Raw genomic sequence first — 16,001 nt, forward strand, 5'->3', positions numbered from 1 at the left:
GCGCTCAACTGCCGGATTTTTGGTGCAAGTTGCCGCCGGACTCTTGCGGTCCGGGTGCCGGACGCGCTTCAATCCTCACCAGTTAGGAAAGTTTCCTAATCCCCCGGCTTACGGAGCGCCCCCATGTACGCGCTGAACCGTCGTACCGCCATCACCGGCCTGCTGGCCGCCACCGTCTCGCTGACCCTGCTCGGCGGCACCTCGCAGGCCGCCGGTGTCGGCCTGGACGACCCCGCGAAGAAGGAGATCGCGATGAAGCTGGTCTCCAGCGCGGAGAACTCCTCGCTGGACTGGAAGTCCCAGTACAAGTACATCGAGGACATCGGTGACGGCCGAGGTTACACCGCCGGCATCATCGGCTTCTGTTCCGGTACCGGAGACATGCTCGACCTGGTCGAGTACTACACCCAGGTCAAGCCCGGCAACATCCTGGCCAAGTACCTGCCCGCCCTGCGCAAGGTGGACGGCACCGAGTCGCACGCCGGCCTCGGTTCGGCCTTCGAGAAGGACTGGGCGACCGCCGCCAAGGACAGCACCTTCCAGCAGGCCCAGAACCACGAGCGCGACCGGGTCTACTTCAACCCGGCGGTCAGCCAGGGCAAGGCCGACGGCCTGCGCGCGCTGGGCCAGTTCGCGTACTACGACGCCATCGTGATGCACGGCAACGGCGGCGACTCCACCAGCTTCGGCAACATCCGCAAGCGGGCCCTGGCCAAGGCCAAGACCCCGGCCCAGGGCGGCGACGAGACCACCTACCTGAACGCCTTCCTGGACGCCCGGAAGTGGGCCATGCAGCAGGAGGAGGCGCACTCCGACACCAGCAGGGTGGACACCGCCCAGCGGGTCTTCCTGAAGGCGAAGAACTTCGACCTCAACCCGCCGCTCAAGTGGAAGGTCTACGGCGACAGCTTCAGCATCAACAGCTGACGGACAACGTTTGGAAATCCGGTCGGGAGCTGTGATCCGATGTCCGCTGCGATCCCGCCACCCGGTGGGCACCACAGACTGGACACCTCCGATCATGCACTCCGACGGCACCACCACCGCGCAGCCGCCCCAGCGGCAGGGCCCGCCAACCGCCCTGACGGCGTATCGGTCGCCGCGCGGCCTCGCGGTGGCGGCCTCGATCCTGGTCGGGGTGGTGGCGCTCACCGACCTGCTGGACGCCGCGATGGCCTTCGTGGTCCGCGGTGACTACCAGCGGCTCGTCGACGAGCCGGGGTTGTCCGAGGACGTCGCGGTCAACAACGCGGTGGTGTGGGCGGGAACGTCCATGCTGGAGGTCGTGGCGCTGGTGGCCGCCGGCGTGGTCTTCGCCTGCTGGTTCTTCCGGATCCGGAAGAACGCCGAGCTGCTGGCCCCGCAGGCCCCGCACCGTCGGGGTGCGGGCTGGGTGGTCTGGGGCTGGATCGTCCCGGTGGTCTCGTTCTGGTTCCCGTTCCAGATCGCCCGGGACTGCTGGCGGGCGAGCGCACCGAAGGGTGATCCGTGGGGCTCGGAGCTGGTGCTGCGCCTCTGGTGGGGGGCGTGGCTGCTGTCGCTGGCCGTCGGCCAGGCCGCGCAGCGGCTCATCGGCGCTGCGGAGACGCCGGAGGCGTACGTCACCGGCTTCGGGGTGACCGTGGTGGCCGACCTGGTGGACGTGGTCGCGGCGGTGCCGGCGATCCTGGTGCTGCGCCGGCTGACGGCGCTGCAGGACGCCACGGCGGTCCGGGCCGCGGCGGAGCACCGACCGGCGGCCTCCTGGCAGTGGCAGGCCTGACGGGCGGTCGATCGGGGGCGTGGGCTTGTGGGAGCCCGCGCCCCCGATCCCCTTCTCCTCAGCAGCCGTTGAGCACCGAGGTCAGGGCGGACTTCTCCGCGCTGTCCACGGTGAGGTGGTAGTAGTACTTCACCTGCACCCAGGCACGCACGTAGGTGCAGCGGTACGCGGTGCGCGGCGGCAGCCAGGTGGACGGGTCCTGGTCGCTCTTGCTCTGGTTGCTGTTGTCGGTGACCGCGATCAGCTGGGGCCGGGTCAGGTCGTTGGCGAAGGCCTGCCGCTGCGCGGTGGTCCAGGCCCAGGCGCCGGAGCGCCACGCCTCGGCGAGCGGGACCATGTGGTCGATGTCGATGTCGCTGGAGGCGGTCTCGGTGATGCCGTCGTACTGGCTGTACCAGGAGCCCGAGGTGGCGGCGCAGGTGGAGCTGGTGACCACGTTGACGCCGTCCCGCTTGAGCACGGTCTCGCGGGTGTCGCAGGAGCCGGAGACGGTGCTCCAGTGCGGGAAGAGCGCGCGGTCGTAGGTCGAGGCGTGCGAGTCGGCGGCGACGGTCAGCCCGGCCAGGTAGGTCCGGGCGGTGGCGGCCGACACCGGCGTCGGCAGGGCGGCCTGAGCAGGGGCGGCGATGCCGAACAGGGCGGCCGAGGCCAGGACGGCGGCACCGGCCGCAGCGGCGGCGCGACGAACTCGGGACATGGCGAACTCCATTACTCGACGGGGGAGTTGGACCACCCGACGGGTCGGGTGGTGGCGCCCCGCCATCATGGAGGGCCTCTGGTTTACGCGGGTAGACCCAGGAGGTAAATTTCTGACGGTGACCCTTCACCGAAGCTGCCTGCGGATGCGGCCGGCCGGGGCAGCGGTGATCCTTGGAGGGTCCGATCGCTGCACAGGAAGGACCGAGCCGTGTTCGAGAAGCTGAAGAGCATGATCAAGGGCCACGAGGACACCGTGCGGACGGGTGTCGACAAGGCGGGCGACGCCGTCGACGACAAGACCGGCGGCAAGTACAGCGGCCAGGTCGACACCGCCCAGCAGAAGCTCAACGAACAGCTCGGCACCCAGGAGCCGCCCGCACCGCAGTAGCCCGCACGCGCCGGGGCCCCGTACCGCGATCGGTACGGGGCCCCGGCGCGTGCGGGTGGGGTCAGGCGTTCACGGTGTAGTCGTAGAAGCCGCGGCCGGACTTGCGGCCGAGCAGGCGGGCGTCGACCATCCGGGAGAGCAGCGGGGGAGCGGCGTAGAGCTGCTCCTTGTACTCGTCGTACATGCTGTCGGCGATCGACAGGATGGTGTCCAGGCCGATCAGGTCGCAGAGCCGGAGCGGGCCCATCGGGTGGGCGCAGCCGGCCTCCATGCCCTTGTCGATGTCGGCGGCGGTGGCGACGCCCGACTCGAACATCCGGACGGCCGACAGCAGGTACGGCACCAGCAGGGCGTTGACCACGAAGCCGGCCCGGTCGCGGGCCCGGATCGGCTCCTTGCCGAGCACCTGGACGGCGAAGTTCTCGGTCCTGGCGGTGGTCTCGGCGGAGGTGGTGAGGGTCGGGATGACCTCGACCAGACGCTGGACCGGGGCGGGGTTGAAGAAGTGCAGGCCGATCACCTGCTCCGGGCGGGAGGTGGCGGCGGCCAGCTTCACGATCGGGATCGAGGAGGTGTTGGAGGCCAGGATGGCGTCCCGGCGCTCGACCACCTGGTCCAGGGTCTGGAAGATCTTGTTCTTGATCTCCTCCTGCTCCGCCACCGCCTCGACCACCAGGTCGCGGTCGGCGAAGTCGCCCAGGTCGGTGGTGAAGGCGATCCGGGAGAGGGTCTCGGCGCGCTGCTCCTCCGTCAGCTTCCCGCGCTGGACGGCGGTCTGGAGCGAGTTGGTGAGCCTGGTCCGGCCGAGCTCCAGGGCCTCCCCGGTGGCCTCCGAGACCAGCACGTCCAGGCCCGAGCGGGCGAAGACCTCAGCGATGCCCGACCCCATGAGGCCGCAGCCGACTACTCCGACGCGCGCGATGTCACTCACTCAGTTGCCCTCTTCACGGTGGAGCTGGGGGTGCCCAGCATGCGGTACGGCGGAGGCGCGCCGGTGTCGTGGCCGTACACGCCGCCCGGACGACGGTACTACCCGGCTACCGGTGAGTTCATCTCCGGTCCGGGATCTGGCGTCGGTCGGATGGTACGGGTACGAATGCTGAGCCGATCGGCTGACAAGTGGCCCGGTCGGCCCCGGTGGTCCGGTCCGGGCGGCCGGAAGGCCCGAAGAATACGGAGCAGTCGAGGAGGGAGCACGTCAGCATGCCTACGGGATCACTCGCAGGGCAGGTCGCGCTGGTCACCGGGGCGGGCCGCGGGATCGGGCGGGAGATCGCCATCGGACTGGCCGCCGAGGGAATGGCGGTGGGGCTGGTCGGCCGCAACCACGGGGTGCTGGTGGAGACCCTCAAGCAGTGCGTCCGGCACGGCGCACGCGGGGTCGCGGTGACGGCGGACGTGACCAGGCCGGGCGCCGTCCGGGAGGCGGTCCGGGCGGTCGAGCGCGACCTCGGGCCGGTCGACCTGCTGGTCAACAACGCCGGTCAGGTGGACCGGGACGAGGTGCCGCTCTGGGAGACCGACCCGGTCCAGTGGTGGCAGGTGGTGGAGACCAACCTGCGCGGTCCGTACAACCTGCTGCGCAGCGTGCTGCCGGGGATGGTCGAGCGGGGCCGGGGGCGGGTGGTGAACCTCAACTCCGGGTTCGCGCTGCGGCCGGACGGCCACTACACCGCGTACGCCACCTCGAAGGGCGCCCTGCTGCAGCTCTCCGACAACATCGCCGACTCGCTGGCCGCGCACCGGGTGGTGGTGCTGGACATCAGTCCGGGGGCGGTGGAGACCGAGATGACCGCCGGGATGCCGATGTTCAAGGACATGAAGGCGTGGGGGAGCATCCCGTACATGGTGGCGGTCACCGTGGACGCGGCCCGGGGGCGGTTCGACGCGCTGCACGGCCGGTTCATCCACGCGGGCCGGGACAACCTGGAGCTGCTGGTGGGCCGGGCCGAGGAGATCCGGGAAGCGGACGCCAGGACGCTGCGGCTGCGGGCCTACGGCGAGGAGGACCCGCTCGGCTGAGAAGTCGTTTTCGTCCTCTTGACGATAAGGGGGTCGGCGCCTTATCGTCATGGGGACGATTAAAGCTGTCCAGAGGGGGACCCCATGGCCGACATCACCAGGCGCTTCGGCTTCCGGCACCTGCGGGCCGCGCCGACCTCGCACGTCCGGCACCTGAGTGGCGGGAAGCTCGCCCACGACGGCACCGGGCTGGCGTTCTGGTTCCGGCCGCGTACCGCCGCGATCTCCGAAGTGCCCGCCGACGACCGTGAGCTGGCGATGCTGTTCCACGCCAGCACGGCCGACTTCCAGGACCTCACGGTGCAGGCCGCCGTGACCTACCGGATCGTGGACGCCGCGGTGGCCGCGACCCGGGTGGACTTCGGCATCGACCCCGACACCGGCCGCTGGCGGGCCGAGCCGCTCGACCAGCTCGGCACCCTGCTGACCGACATCGCCCAGCAGTACGCGCTGGAGCTGATCGCCCGCACCTCGCTCGCCGAGGCGCTGGCCGACGGCATCACCGCGCTGCGGCACCGGATCGCCGAGGGTCTGGCCGACGAGCAGCGGCTGTCCGAGACCGGCCTCTCGGTGGTCGCGGTGCGGATCACCGCGCTGCGGCCGGAGGCCGAGATGGAGCGCGCGCTGCGCACCCCGACCCGCGAGCAGGTCCAGCAGGACGCCGACCGGGCCACCTACGAGCGGCGCGCGGTGGCGGTCGAGCGGGAGCGCGCGATCGCCGAGAACGAGCTCGCCAGCCAGATCGAACTCGCCCGGCGGGAAGAGCAGTTGGTCGAGCAGCAGGGCGCCAACGCGCGCCGGCTGGCCGAGCAGAACGCGGCCGCCGACGGCATCAGGGCCGAGGCCGAGGCGGTCCGCCGCACCCGGCTCGCCGCCGCCGAGGCGGAGGCGGCCCGGATCCTGGCCAGTGCGCAGGCCGACTCCGACCGCGACCTCGGCGCCGCGGAGGCCGAGGCGGAGGCCGCCTGGCTGACGGCGCACCAGCAGGCCGGCCCCGAGGTGCTGCGCGCGCTCGCGCTGATCAGGCTGGCCGAGCACCTGCCGAACATCGACAGCATCACGCTCACCCCCGACGTGCTGACCGGTCTGCTGACCAGGCTCGGCACCGACCGGTGAGCCTGGCACCCCGGGTGGTGCTGGTGCACCGCCGCACCGAGTACGAGGAGTTGCTCGCCCGGCACGGCTCGCGCGGGCAGGCGTCGTTCTTCACCGGCTCGCGCGGCCGCTCGCTGGCCGAGGTGGAGGAGCGCCACCACCGCTCGCTGGCCGCGCTCGCCGAGGTGGCGGGCGCGGTGCCGCTTGACTGGCGGCGCAGCCGGGTCGAGCGGGCCGACCTGGACCGCTTCCTGTTCGGGCCCGAGGACCTGGTGGTCGTGGTCGGCCAGGACGGGCTGGTGGCCAACGCCGCCAAGTACCTCAGCGGCCAGCCGGTGATCGGCGTCGACACCGAGCCCGGACGCAACCCCGGCGTGCTGGTCCGGCACCGGCCCGACCAGGCCGGGCGGCTGCTCCGGGCCGCCGCCGGCCCGGGCGCGGAGCGGCAGTTGGAGGAGCGCACGATGGTGGAGGCGGTCGCCGACGACACCCAGCGGCTGCTCGCGCTGAACGAGGTCTACCTCGGCCAGAGCGGCCACCAGACCTCGCGCTACCGGCTCGCCGTCGGGGGCGGTCCCGAGGAGGCGCAGGCGTCCTCCGGGGTGCTGGTCGGCACCGGGACGGGGGCGACCGGCTGGTGCCGCTCGGCCGCACTGGAGCGGGCCGGCGCGCTGCCACCGCCCGGGCCGACCGCGCCCGCGCTGGCCTGGTTCGTCCGGGAGGCCTGGCCCTCGCCCACCACCGGCACCGCGCAGGTGCAGGGCCTGCTCGCCCCGGGCCAGGCACTGACCCTGACGGTCGAGTCGGACCGGCTGATCGCCTTCGGGGACGGTGTCGAGTCGGACGCGCTCCAGCTGAGCTGGGGTCAGACCGTCCGGGTGGGGGTGGCGGCGCAGCGGCTGCGGCTGTTCGTCTGACAGGCTGTCAGGGACCCGGTCCGGGGGCGGGGTTCAGCGCGGGCGCAGCCCGTCGAAGAGCACCTCGAAGATCCGCTCCCGGGCCGCCGGGTCCGCCCCGAGCTGCTCCATGGTCGCGCCGGTGCCGACCAGCAGGGCGATCAGCTCCGGCAGGCCCAGCTCCGGGCGGACCGCCCCGGCCCGCTGCGCCCCGGCCAGCAGCTCGGCCAGCCGGGCCTGGATCTCCGCACCCGACTCCCGCAGTGACGCGTGCGCGTCCACCCCGGCCGCGGCGAGCGCCCGGGCGAACTCGTTCTTGCCCGCGGACTGGTCGATCACCAGGCGGAAGCAGGCGAAGAACGCCTCGGCCGGCCCGGCCTCGGCGGCCAGCTGCGCCGTCCGGGCCGCGATCGACTCCAGCCTGCGCACCAGCACCGCCTCCAGCAGCGCCTCCTTGGTCGGGAAGTGCCGGAACAGTGTGCCGACCCCGACCCCGGCGGCCCGGGCGATCTCCTCGGTCGGCACACCGACGCCCCGGGTGGTGAACACCTCGGTGGCGACGTCCAGCAGCCTGGCCCGGTTGCGGGCCGCGTCCGCGCGCAGCGGGCGTTCCTGAGCGCCAGTCATCCCTCACTCCTCCGTGACCTCACGACCCGTGCCGACAGCGGCGCCCGTACTGGACAACCGGAGTGGCCAGTCCGTATCGTCGAACCGGAGTCTCCAGTCCGATTCTATCGACGGATACCGATGGGGGTTGATCATGTCCGAAACGCTGTCGCCACGCGAGGTCTTCCGGAAGCTGTCCGAGGGCATCACGGCCGGGCGGTACACGGAGCTGGCCGAGCTCTACGCCGAGGGCGCGGTGGTGGAGACGGTCTTCGCGCCGGTCGGTCCGCGCCGGTTCGAGGGGCGTGCGGTGCTCGCGGAGCGGTTCGCGCAGGTCGCCGCGGACTCGCCGGTGCGGTTGACCGCGACCAACGTGGTGGTCCGGGAGACCGAGGACCCGGAGGTGATCGTCGCCGAGTTCGACTACCTGGTGCACCACCGGGTGACCGGGCGGGACTTCTCGGCCGGCAACATCCAGGTGCTGCGGGTCCGCGACGGACTCATCGTCAGCAGCCGGGACTACCACGACCATCTGGCCCTCGCCGTGGCCGGCGGTGAGCTGTCGCAGCTGGTGGCGGCACTGGAAGGCAGGCCCTAGCCGGTGGCCTCCCCCGGGCCGCTCCGGGGGAAGGCCGGGGGCTGGGCGGGGCCGGGGCCCAGGGTGGTGGTGCCGGGGGCGGCGCGGTGGCCGAGGCCGGTGCGGTAGACGTCCAGGGCGAGGCCGGTCCGGCCGGTGCGGCGGTACAGGTCGCCGAGCAGACGGCAGAGGTCGGCCAGATCGCCCGCCGCGCCGGTCTGTTCGAGCAGCGAGAGGGCGCGGACGTAGTGCTCCTCGGCCTCCGGGGCGCCCTGCTCCTCGGCGATCAGGCCGAGCAGGCGGTGCGCCCCGGCGGCGTGCACGGCGCCCCGGTGCGGGCCGAGCCGGTCGAGCAGGGCGTGCAGCAGCAGGCCGGCCTCCTGGAGGCGGCCCCGGCGGCGGAGCACGTCGGCGAGCTCCACGTCCACCTGGTGGGTGAAGAGTTCGGCCTGCTGGACGGTCAACATCTCGCGGGCGGTCCGGAGTTCGTGCTCGGCCTGCGCCAACTGGCCCGCCTGGGCGTGCACGTAGCCGCGCATCCAGTGGCACTTGGCCAGGTCGGAGCTGAGCCGCAGCCGCTGGTAGAGCTGCTGGGCGCGGGCCAGCGAGGCGTCCGCCTCGGTGATCCGGCCTGCCGCGATCAGGGTCCGGGCGACGCTCCGGTGCAGCCCGGCGACCAGCGCCGGGTCGGTGGCGGTGGGGGCCAGTGCGAGGGCCAGTTCGGCGGCCTGGGCGGCCCGGGTGTGCGCGCCCATGTCCATGTACGGGCCGATCACCGCCGCGTAGAGCAGCAGCAGGGCGTCCGGATCGGGCAGCCCGGCGGCGTTCAGCTGGTCGATCGCGGTCTCCAGCAGGTAGCAGGAGTACCGGAGTTCACCGGAGAGCAGGTACGCCACCGCACGGCCCCGGACGGCGGCGGCGCGCTGCGGCAGCGGCTGGTCGGCGAGCAACTGCTCGGCCGCCTCGAAGTGTTCCCTGGCCTGCTCCAGCCGCCCGCTCTCCAGCGCGCACTCGCCGAGCCCGAGCAGGGCGGCGGGGCGGACGGCGGTGATCTCTTCACGCTCGGCCCGCTCCAGCACGGCGGCGAAGCCCTCGCCGGCCGGCCCCGGCCGCCCGGCCGCGAGCAGCGCCTGGGCCTCGGTCAGGGCGAGCCGCAGCTCGGTGGCCAGCTGGGCGGGTCGGCCGGTGGCCAGCTCGTCCTGGGTGACGCCGAGCCGCTCGGCCAGGTAGCGCAGGGCCGCCTCCGAGGGGCGGACCCGGCCGGCCTCCAGGGTGGAGACGTAGGCGGCGGTGTAGCCGTCGCCGGCCAGCGCCCGCTGGGTCAGTCCGCGTTCCCGGCGCAGCTGTTGCAGCCGCTGCCCGATCGCGGCGGCGTCGGTCCGCACCGTCATGCCCACGTCCTCCCAGGTCGGCCGCCATGGTGGCGACCCGTGCTGTCCGCCCCATTGTCGGGGTCCCGGCGGGTGGCCTACATTAACTCACCACTTAAGTCTGATTAACCATCAACTTATCTCCCTGGGGGACCCTCGTGCACCGCAGCAGAATCAGCACCCTCACGCTGGCCGGCGCGCTCGCCCTGGCCGCGCTCGGCAGCACCCCCGCCTCGGCGGCCCCGGCCCCGGTGGCCCGCCCCGGCCACCAGGTCGAGAGCTTCGCCGAGGACGGCACCATCTCCCGCGCCGTGGCCCCGGCCGGCTCCCCGGCCGCCGCCGCGCGCGGCCTGGCGGCGACCGCGGCGGCCGGGGTGACGCCGATCGTGCAGAACGGCAGCACCGCGACCCGGCTCGACATCGTGATGGTGGGCGACGGCTACACCGCCGACCAGCAGGCCAAGTTCCGGGCCGACGCCACCGCCAAGTGGCAGGAGATCTCGGCGGTCGAGCCCTACCGGACCTACCGGGGCCTGTTCAACGTCTGGGCCGTGGAGGCCGTCTCGGCCGAGTCCGGGGTGAGCGGCGACCCGGACAAGGCCACCGTGCGGCAGACCGCGCTCGGCTCGTACTTCTGGTGCGACGACGTCGAGCGGCTGCTCTGCGTCGACACCGACGCGGTGGAGCGGTACGCCGCCAAGGCCCCGCAGGCCGACCTGGTGGTCGTGGTGGCCAACAGCGCCAAGTACGGCGGCGCGGGCTACAACGACGTGGTCTCCTCGCTCGGTTACTCCGGCATCGCCACCGTGGCGGGCGGCAACGCGCTGTCCGGGCAGATAGCCGTGCACGAGACCGGGCACTCGCTCGGCCTGCTCGCCGACGAGTACTTCTACGAGGGCCAGGGCAGCTACCCGGGCAAGGAGCCGACCGAGGCCAACATCTCCCAGCAGACGGCGGCCCAGCTGCGCCGCAACCACACCAAGTGGTACCGCTGGCTCGGCCAGACCTCCCCGGACGGCGGCACCGTCGGCGCGTACCTGGGCGGTGGCTACTACCCGCAGGGGCTGTACCGGCCGACCGACAACTCGATCATGCGGTCGCTGGGCCGGGAGTTCAACCTCCCCGGCCGGGAGGCGATGATCGCCGGGTTCTACCGCTACGCCAGCACGCTGGGCAGCAGCACGCCGACCTCGGCCAAGCTCACCACCGCCGACCGGCTGAGCGTCGAACTGCCCGCGCCCGGCACCCGGTTGCGCTGGTACCTGGACGGCCGTGAGCTGACCGGACTGCGCGACCGCACCGCGCTCGCCCTCACCGAGCTCAGGCTGACCGGTCCCAAGAGCCGCCCGCACCAGCTCACCGCGGTGGCCACCGACCCGACCACGGCCGTCCGCGACCCCGAGCTGCGGGCCGGCCTGACCGACTCGCTCAGCTGGCAGGTCACCCGCTGACCGGCCCCGCCGCGACCGCCTGCTCGGCCGCCCGGATCAGGTGGGCGGCGTGCACCTTGCGCCACAGGCGGTCGCGGTCGGCCCGGGTGAGGTCGGCCAGGGTGAGGCCGAAGACGTCCGCGAGGGCGGCGAACCAGTCGGCGGGCTCCAGGAGTTCGCGCTCGCTGCGTCCGTCGGCGTCGGTGCGGACCAGCACCAGGCCACGCAGCCCGTCCGACCCGCCCGCGTCCCGGCGCAGCGCGCAGGCCACCCGGGCGAACGGGGAGTCCGGCGCGGTGGAGAGCCAGGTGTGCCGTTCCCGGAAGTCGGCCTGCCCGGCGGGTTCCGGCCGGAAGTCCATGCCGGGGAACACGCCCAGCGGGTCGTGCTCGAAGCGCCAGCCGCCCGGCTCGGCCACCGAGGGCACCAGGCCGAAGGTGAACGGACCCTGACGGTACGTCCCCTCGGCCAGCGGCAGCGGCTCGTGCAGCGCCTCGCCGAGCCCGGCGTCCGCGAACCAGAGCCGCTGCTCGCACTCCACCGTCAGCGCCAGGTGGTTGGCGTTCGCCCCGGCCGGGACGGTCGGATCGGTCTGCACCCCACCGACGTGCCAGGTCACCCGGTAGCCCAGCGCGGTCAGCAACGCCGCGAACGCCCCGTTCAGATGGAAGCAGTACCCGCCCCGCCCGGCCAGGATCCGCCGCACCGACTCGACCGGCTCGATCGTGGTCGGCCGGCCCAACTGGATCTCCAGCGTCTCGTACGGCACCCGCTCGACCTGGGCCCGGTGCAGGGCGAACAACCCCTCCACCGTGGGCCGTCCCGGCCGCGCCACCCCGAGCCGGCGCAGGTACCCGTCGACCATCTCGTCAGTCAGCATGCGGGCACACTAATCGGTATGACCATCAGCCGATCGACACTCCGAGAAGTCCCGCCCGGCCTCGAGGACCTGTACGTCGAACTGGCCGCCCCGCCCCGCCTGGTGGCGCACCTGCGGCTGGTGCACGACGTGGCGGTCCAGCTGCTGACCGGCTTCGCCGAGCGCTGGCCGGAGCTCGCCGTGGACGCCGAGGCGGTCCGGTTCGGCGCGGCCACCCACGACCTGGGCAAGGTCCGCCACCCGGAGGAGCTCAGCACGCCCGGCTCGCTGCACGAACCCGCCGGGGAGCGGCTCCTGGTGGAGCTCGGGTACCCGCCGTCGGCCGCCCGGTTCGCCGGATCGCACGGCTCCTGGACGCGCCCCGGCATCAGCACCGAGGAACTCCTGGTCAGCCTCGCCGACAAGGTCTGGAAGAACAGCCGGATCACCGGACTGGAGGACCTGGTCGGAGCCCGGATCACCGCCGCCACCGGGCAGCAGCCGTGGGAGGTCTTCCTGCACCTGGACGACCTGCTCGGCGCGACCGGGGCGGGCGCCGACCGGCGGCTCGCCCACCAGGCGGCGCACCCGTTGGCGGGGTGAGGGCCGGTCAGGTCAGTTCGTCGGCCAGCAGGTCCATCAGCAGTCCGTCGTGCCAGACCCCGTCCGAGCCGCGCTCGTAGGCCCGCAGCACGCCGACCGGGCGGAAGCCGACCTTGGCGTAGCAGCGGATCGCGGCGGCGTTGTCGGCGGCCGGGTCGATCACCAGGCGGTGGTAGTCGAGGGTGGTGGTGAGGTGGCGGGCCAGCACCCGGACGGCGTCGGTGCCCAGGCCCTGACCGTGCACGGCGGGGTCGAGGAAGATGTCGATGCCCGCGTGCCGGTAGTCCGGCTCGTTCTCCGCGTACCACTGGACGGCGCCGACCACCCGGCCCGCGTGCTCGATCGCGAACACCTCGGTCCCCGGGTCGGCCAGGTCCTCGGCCACCTCGGCGGGCAGGTCGCCCGTCCCCCGCCAGCGGGCGAACACCTCCGGGGTGGCCCGGATCGCGGCCAGCGGGACGACGTCCTCGGCGATGGCGGGGCGCAGCGTGACGGCGACGCCGTACAACGTGGTCGACATGGACCGGACGCTACCCGCCCGGGCCGGAACCGGCGCGCCCGTTTCTGACCTCCTGTCAGCCGTGGACACGGGGATCTGGCGGCGGGGGCGGTGGGTGGCGGGGACCGCCGTCCTGGCGACGGCGCTGCTGGCGCGGCCCGCCCGTACCGCGCGGTCGAGGGAACCGTCGGCCTCTGGTCCAGGTACCCGCTCACCGACGTCCGGCCGGTCGACCTCAAGCCCCGTGCCCTGACCGCCGACTGGCGCCGGGTGCTCCGGGCCACCCTGCACACCGGGGAGGGCGAGACGGCGGTGTACGTGGTCCATCTGCCCTCGGTCCGGCTCGGCCCCGGCGGCTACGGCGCCGACCGCCGGGACGAGAGCGCCCGACTGCCGGCCGCCGTGCTCGCGGCCGAACCGCTGGCCCGGGTGATCCTGCTCGGCGACCTCAACGGCACCCTGGACGACCGTGGCCTGGCCCCGGTCACCCGGCTGCTCGGGGAGAACGGCCGCCGGGAGTTCAGCCGGCCCCGGGGCTTCCCGCCGGCGCGGATCGACCACGTGCTGACCCGGGGCGCGACCGTGTACGGCAGCTGGACCCTGCCGCCCACCCCCAGCGACCATCTGCCGGTGGCGGCGCGGATCGATCTGGGGCCGCCCCGTCCGGGCCGCGCCGGGCCGGTGGCGGAGCCGAACGAGTCACAGCCGGGCTGATCCGGAAGGGGACGGCCCCGGCTCGGATAGCCTGGGCGGACGATGGAAAGTTTCACGACGTCATGGGGCGAGTTCGAGCTGAGCCGCTTCCCCGAGGACCAGCGCGACCGCCTCCGGGCCTGGGACGCCGCCGACGAGTACCTGCTCCGGCAGCTGCACGGCATCGACGGCGCACCGCCGGTGGACCTGAGCGGGCGGGTGGTGCTGCTCGGCGACCGCTGGGGCGCGCTGGCCACCGCGCTCGCCGCGCACCGGCCGACCCAGATCTCCGACTCCTGGCTCGGCCGCCGGGCCACCGCCGAGAACCTGGCCCGCAACGGCGCCGAGCCGGGCGCGGTCGAGCTGCTGACCACCCAGGACCCGCCGCCGGAGCAGATCGACGTGCTGCTGGTCCGGGTGCCGAAGAGCCTGGCGCTGCTGGAGGACCAGCTGCACCGGCTGGCGCCCGCCGTCCACCCCGGCACGGTGGTGCTCGGGGCCGGCATGGTGACCGAGATCCACACCTCCACGCTGCACCTGTTCGAGCGGATCCTCGGCCCGACCAGGACCTCACTGGCCGTCAGGAAGGCCCGGCTGATCCACTGCACGCCCGACCCGGCGCTGCCCAGGACCGCCAGCCCCTGGCCGATCAGCTACGCCCTCCCCGACGGCATCGGCCCGGTCTCCGGACGGACCGTCACCAACCACGCGGGCATCTTCTGCGCCGAGCGCCTCGACATCGGCACCCGCTTCCTGCTCGCCCACCTCCCGGCCACCACCGGGCCGAAGCGGATCGCCGACCTCGGCTGCGGCAACGGCGTGGTCGGCACCGCCGCCGCGCTGGCCAACCCCGAGGCCGAGCTGCTCTTCGTGGACGAGTCGTACCAGGCCGTCGCCTCCGCCGAGACGACCTTCCGGGCCGCGCTCGGCCCGGCGGCGAAGGCCGGGTTCACGGTCGGCGACGCGCTGGCCGACGCCGAGCCGGACTCGTTCGACCTGGTGCTCAACAACCCGCCGTTCCACACCCACCAGGCCACCACCGACGCCACCTCCTGGCGGATGTTCACCACCGCCAAGCGGGCGCTGCGCCCCGGCGGCGAGCTCTGGGTGATCGGCAACCGGCACCTGGGCTACCACGTCAAGCTGCGCCGGCTGTTCGGCAACTCCGAGGTGGTCAGCAGCGACCCGAAGTTCGTGCTGCTCCGGGCGGTCAAGGACTAGCGGCCGGGCTCGCCCGGAAGCCGGTCTCGGCTAGAGACCGGGCTCGACGCCGAAGTCGGCCGGGGCCGGGGCCTGTTCGGCCAGGGCCTCGCCGACGGCCAGCCGGGCCCGGAGCCGGAGCACCGAGCCGGTCGGCACCCCTACCAGCAGCTCCTGCCGGACGGCCAGGTCGAGGGACTCGCCGACCCGCTGCGAGAGCAGGTCGGCCCGCCCCTCGACCGGGGCGGCGGAGAGCACCTGCACGCTCGCCGCCTCCCACCCCGCCAGCCGGGGGTGCGGGGCGACCGCGAGCAGGCGGACCCGCAGGGCGGTGAGGTTCTCCACCGGGGCGACCATCGTTCATACCTCCAGGGCGGCCGGGGCTCCGGCCAACAGGTCGACGATCGCCGCGGCGATCGGCAGACCGGTGTGCGATTCGTAGTAGCTGTACGCGGGCATCGGGTTCACCTCGAAGCAGACCCAGTCTCCGTCCGGCCGCTCCCGCAGGTCGATCCCGGCCAGCGGCAGCCCGAGCTCCGCGGCCAGCGCGACCGCGCGCTTCTCGATCCCGGCGGGCAGCTCGTACGCGGTGAGCTCGGCGCGCAGCCCGTCCCGCTCGGCGTAGCGGTAGTCGACCGCCGGGCAGTCCACGGCCGCGGCGAAGGCCCGCTCGCCGACCACGTGCACCCGGACGTCCCGGCCGGGCACGTACGCCTGGAACTGGGTCGGCAGCCCGCGCACCAGGTGCAGCCGTGACTCGTCGTCGGCGGTGAACTCCCGGACGATCGAGCGGATGCCGCTGGTCGACTTGTAGACCAACCGACCGTGCTCGGCGTGGAACGCCCGCACCTCCGCCGGGTCGTCGGTGACCAGGGTCTCCGGCACCGGGAAGCCGGCCCGGGCGATCAGCTGTGCCTGGTACGGCTTGGACCCGTTGGACTCCATCGCCCGGGGACGGTTCACCACGAACGCCCGGGCCACGTCCAGCCAGTCGGTGAACCACCGGTGGAAGGCCGCCGTCCTGGCCCGGGCGGCGGCGTCGCCCCCGGGGGCCGGGGGTTCCAGCGGGCGGGCGTAGACGGCGGTGATCTCGTCCAGCGCGAGCCGGTGGCCCTCGGCCAGCAGGTACCCGGCCAGCCCGGCGCCGCCGACGAAGTCGTAACCTGCCAGCCGGGTCTGATCGACCACCAGGTGGCGCAGGCCCGCCGCCCGGGCGGCGTCGGCGGCCAGGGTGAGCGGCGGGTCGTCGGGGCAGCCGTAGAAGACGATCATGCACGGTTCCCGGACGGAGGGTGCGGACCG

The 16,001-nt window shown here is 73.4% G+C and carries 19 protein-coding genes; 11 read left to right on the forward strand and 8 right to left on the reverse strand.

Annotated elements, in window-relative coordinates:
* Positions 1 to 123 precede the first annotated feature (123 nt).
* Positions 124 to 927, forward strand: a complete 804-nt coding sequence (locus OHV05_RS29600) for a chitosanase (protein ID WP_405020391.1) — start codon at positions 124 to 126, stop codon at positions 925 to 927.
* A 94-nt stretch (positions 928 to 1,021) separates the two neighbouring features.
* On the forward strand, positions 1,022 to 1,762 hold the full coding sequence (locus OHV05_RS29605; protein ID WP_405020392.1) for a DUF4328 domain-containing protein: 741 nt from the start codon (positions 1,022 to 1,024) through the stop codon (positions 1,760 to 1,762).
* Between the two features lie 58 nt (positions 1,763 to 1,820).
* On the opposite strand, the gene OHV05_RS29610 is transcribed toward OHV05_RS29605, so the two are convergent.
* A complete protein-coding gene (locus OHV05_RS29610; RefSeq protein WP_405020393.1) occupies positions 1,821 to 2,459 on the reverse strand; it encodes an HNH endonuclease family protein in 639 nt (212 codons plus the stop codon).
* A 210-nt stretch (positions 2,460 to 2,669) separates the two neighbouring features.
* Here OHV05_RS29610 and OHV05_RS29615 point away from each other — a divergent pair, with 210 nt between their 5' ends.
* A complete protein-coding gene (locus OHV05_RS29615) occupies positions 2,670 to 2,849 on the forward strand; it encodes an antitoxin (protein ID WP_405020394.1) in 180 nt (59 codons plus the stop codon).
* 61 nt (positions 2,850 to 2,910) lie between these two features.
* On the opposite strand, the gene OHV05_RS29620 is transcribed toward OHV05_RS29615, so the two are convergent.
* Positions 2,911 to 3,780: a 3-hydroxybutyryl-CoA dehydrogenase gene (locus tag OHV05_RS29620; RefSeq protein WP_403031706.1), complete on the reverse strand. Its 870-nt coding sequence runs from the start codon at positions 3,778 to 3,780 to the stop codon at positions 2,911 to 2,913.
* A gap of 272 nt (positions 3,781 to 4,052) precedes the next feature.
* On the opposite strand from OHV05_RS29620, the gene OHV05_RS29625 reads away from it, so the two are divergent.
* The 3 genes from OHV05_RS29625 to OHV05_RS29635 all read left to right on the forward strand — a co-directional run bounded on the left by OHV05_RS29625 (position 4,053) and on the right by OHV05_RS29635 (position 6,883).
* Positions 4,053 to 4,871 (forward strand): SDR family NAD(P)-dependent oxidoreductase, encoded by an 819-nt coding sequence (locus OHV05_RS29625; RefSeq protein WP_403031703.1) that lies wholly within the window; start codon positions 4,053 to 4,055, stop codon positions 4,869 to 4,871.
* An 84-nt stretch (positions 4,872 to 4,955) separates the two neighbouring features.
* Entirely contained in the window at positions 4,956 to 5,987 is a 1,032-nt protein-coding gene (locus OHV05_RS29630) for an SPFH domain-containing protein (RefSeq protein ID WP_405020395.1), read from the forward strand.
* Positions 5,984 to 6,883, forward strand: coding sequence for a hypothetical protein (locus tag OHV05_RS29635; protein ID WP_405020396.1), 900 nt, complete (start codon positions 5,984 to 5,986; stop codon positions 6,881 to 6,883). Before OHV05_RS29630 ends, OHV05_RS29635 begins: the two co-directional genes overlap by 4 nt.
* Before the next feature lie 33 nt (positions 6,884 to 6,916).
* Here OHV05_RS29635 and OHV05_RS29640 read toward each other — a convergent pair whose 3' ends face one another.
* A complete protein-coding gene (locus OHV05_RS29640) occupies positions 6,917 to 7,489 on the reverse strand; it encodes a TetR/AcrR family transcriptional regulator (protein ID WP_405020397.1) in 573 nt (190 codons plus the stop codon).
* A gap of 133 nt (positions 7,490 to 7,622) precedes the next feature.
* Between OHV05_RS29640 and OHV05_RS29645 the strand changes: the two genes are divergently transcribed.
* On the forward strand, positions 7,623 to 8,066 hold the full coding sequence (locus OHV05_RS29645; RefSeq protein ID WP_405020398.1) for a nuclear transport factor 2 family protein: 444 nt from the start codon (positions 7,623 to 7,625) through the stop codon (positions 8,064 to 8,066).
* Here OHV05_RS29645 and OHV05_RS29650 read toward each other — a convergent pair.
* Positions 8,063 to 9,436 carry a helix-turn-helix domain-containing protein gene (locus OHV05_RS29650; RefSeq protein ID WP_405020399.1) on the reverse strand — a complete coding sequence of 458 codons (1,374 nt, stop codon included), beginning with the start codon at positions 9,434 to 9,436 and terminating at the stop codon, positions 8,063 to 8,065. The two genes, OHV05_RS29645 and OHV05_RS29650, sit on opposite strands and share 4 nt — an antisense overlap.
* A gap of 137 nt (positions 9,437 to 9,573) precedes the next feature.
* Between OHV05_RS29650 and OHV05_RS29655 the strand changes: the two genes are divergently transcribed.
* Positions 9,574 to 10,866, forward strand: coding sequence for a M64 family metallopeptidase (locus tag OHV05_RS29655; protein ID WP_405020400.1), 1,293 nt, complete (start codon positions 9,574 to 9,576; stop codon positions 10,864 to 10,866).
* Here OHV05_RS29655 and OHV05_RS29660 read toward each other — a convergent pair.
* On the reverse strand, positions 10,856 to 11,725 hold the full coding sequence (locus OHV05_RS29660) for an arylamine N-acetyltransferase (protein WP_405020401.1): 870 nt from the start codon (positions 11,723 to 11,725) through the stop codon (positions 10,856 to 10,858). The genes OHV05_RS29655 and OHV05_RS29660 overlap by 11 nt on opposite strands.
* An 18-nt stretch (positions 11,726 to 11,743) precedes the next feature.
* Between OHV05_RS29660 and OHV05_RS29665 the strand changes: the two genes are divergently transcribed.
* The gene (locus tag OHV05_RS29665) at positions 11,744 to 12,307 is read left to right on the forward strand and encodes an HD domain-containing protein (RefSeq protein WP_405020402.1); all 564 of its coding nucleotides are present in this window, start codon (positions 11,744 to 11,746) and stop codon (positions 12,305 to 12,307) included.
* A 7-nt stretch (positions 12,308 to 12,314) separates the two neighbouring features.
* Here OHV05_RS29665 and OHV05_RS29670 read toward each other — a convergent pair whose 3' ends face one another.
* Positions 12,315 to 12,827 (reverse strand): GNAT family N-acetyltransferase, encoded by a 513-nt coding sequence (locus OHV05_RS29670; protein ID WP_405020403.1) that lies wholly within the window; start codon positions 12,825 to 12,827, stop codon positions 12,315 to 12,317.
* Between the two features lie 90 nt (positions 12,828 to 12,917).
* Here OHV05_RS29670 and OHV05_RS29675 point away from each other — a divergent pair, with 90 nt between their 5' ends.
* The gene (locus OHV05_RS29675; protein WP_405020404.1) at positions 12,918 to 13,520 is read left to right on the forward strand and encodes an endonuclease/exonuclease/phosphatase family protein; all 603 of its coding nucleotides are present in this window, start codon (positions 12,918 to 12,920) and stop codon (positions 13,518 to 13,520) included.
* 42 nt (positions 13,521 to 13,562) lie between these two features.
* Positions 13,563 to 14,720 carry a methyltransferase gene (locus OHV05_RS29680; protein WP_405020405.1) on the forward strand — a complete coding sequence of 386 codons (1,158 nt, stop codon included), beginning with the start codon at positions 13,563 to 13,565 and terminating at the stop codon, positions 14,718 to 14,720.
* Positions 14,721 to 14,750: 30 nt separating this feature from the next.
* Here the strand turns inward: OHV05_RS29680 and OHV05_RS29685 are convergent, their stop codons facing one another.
* Together OHV05_RS29685 and OHV05_RS29690 are read right to left on the reverse strand one after the other, a co-directional pair.
* Complete coding sequence (locus OHV05_RS29685; protein WP_405020406.1) at positions 14,751 to 15,056, reverse strand: hypothetical protein; 306 nt, start codon at positions 15,054 to 15,056, stop codon at positions 14,751 to 14,753.
* Positions 15,057 to 15,059: 3 nt separating this feature from the next.
* A complete protein-coding gene (locus OHV05_RS29690) occupies positions 15,060 to 15,971 on the reverse strand; it encodes a RimK family alpha-L-glutamate ligase (RefSeq protein WP_405020407.1) in 912 nt (303 codons plus the stop codon).
* Positions 15,972 to 16,001 lie beyond the last annotated feature (30 nt).

The organism is Kitasatospora sp. NBC_00070, assembly GCF_045041205.1.
In the GTDB taxonomy this organism is placed as follows: domain Bacteria; phylum Actinomycetota; class Actinomycetes; order Streptomycetales; family Streptomycetaceae; genus Kitasatospora.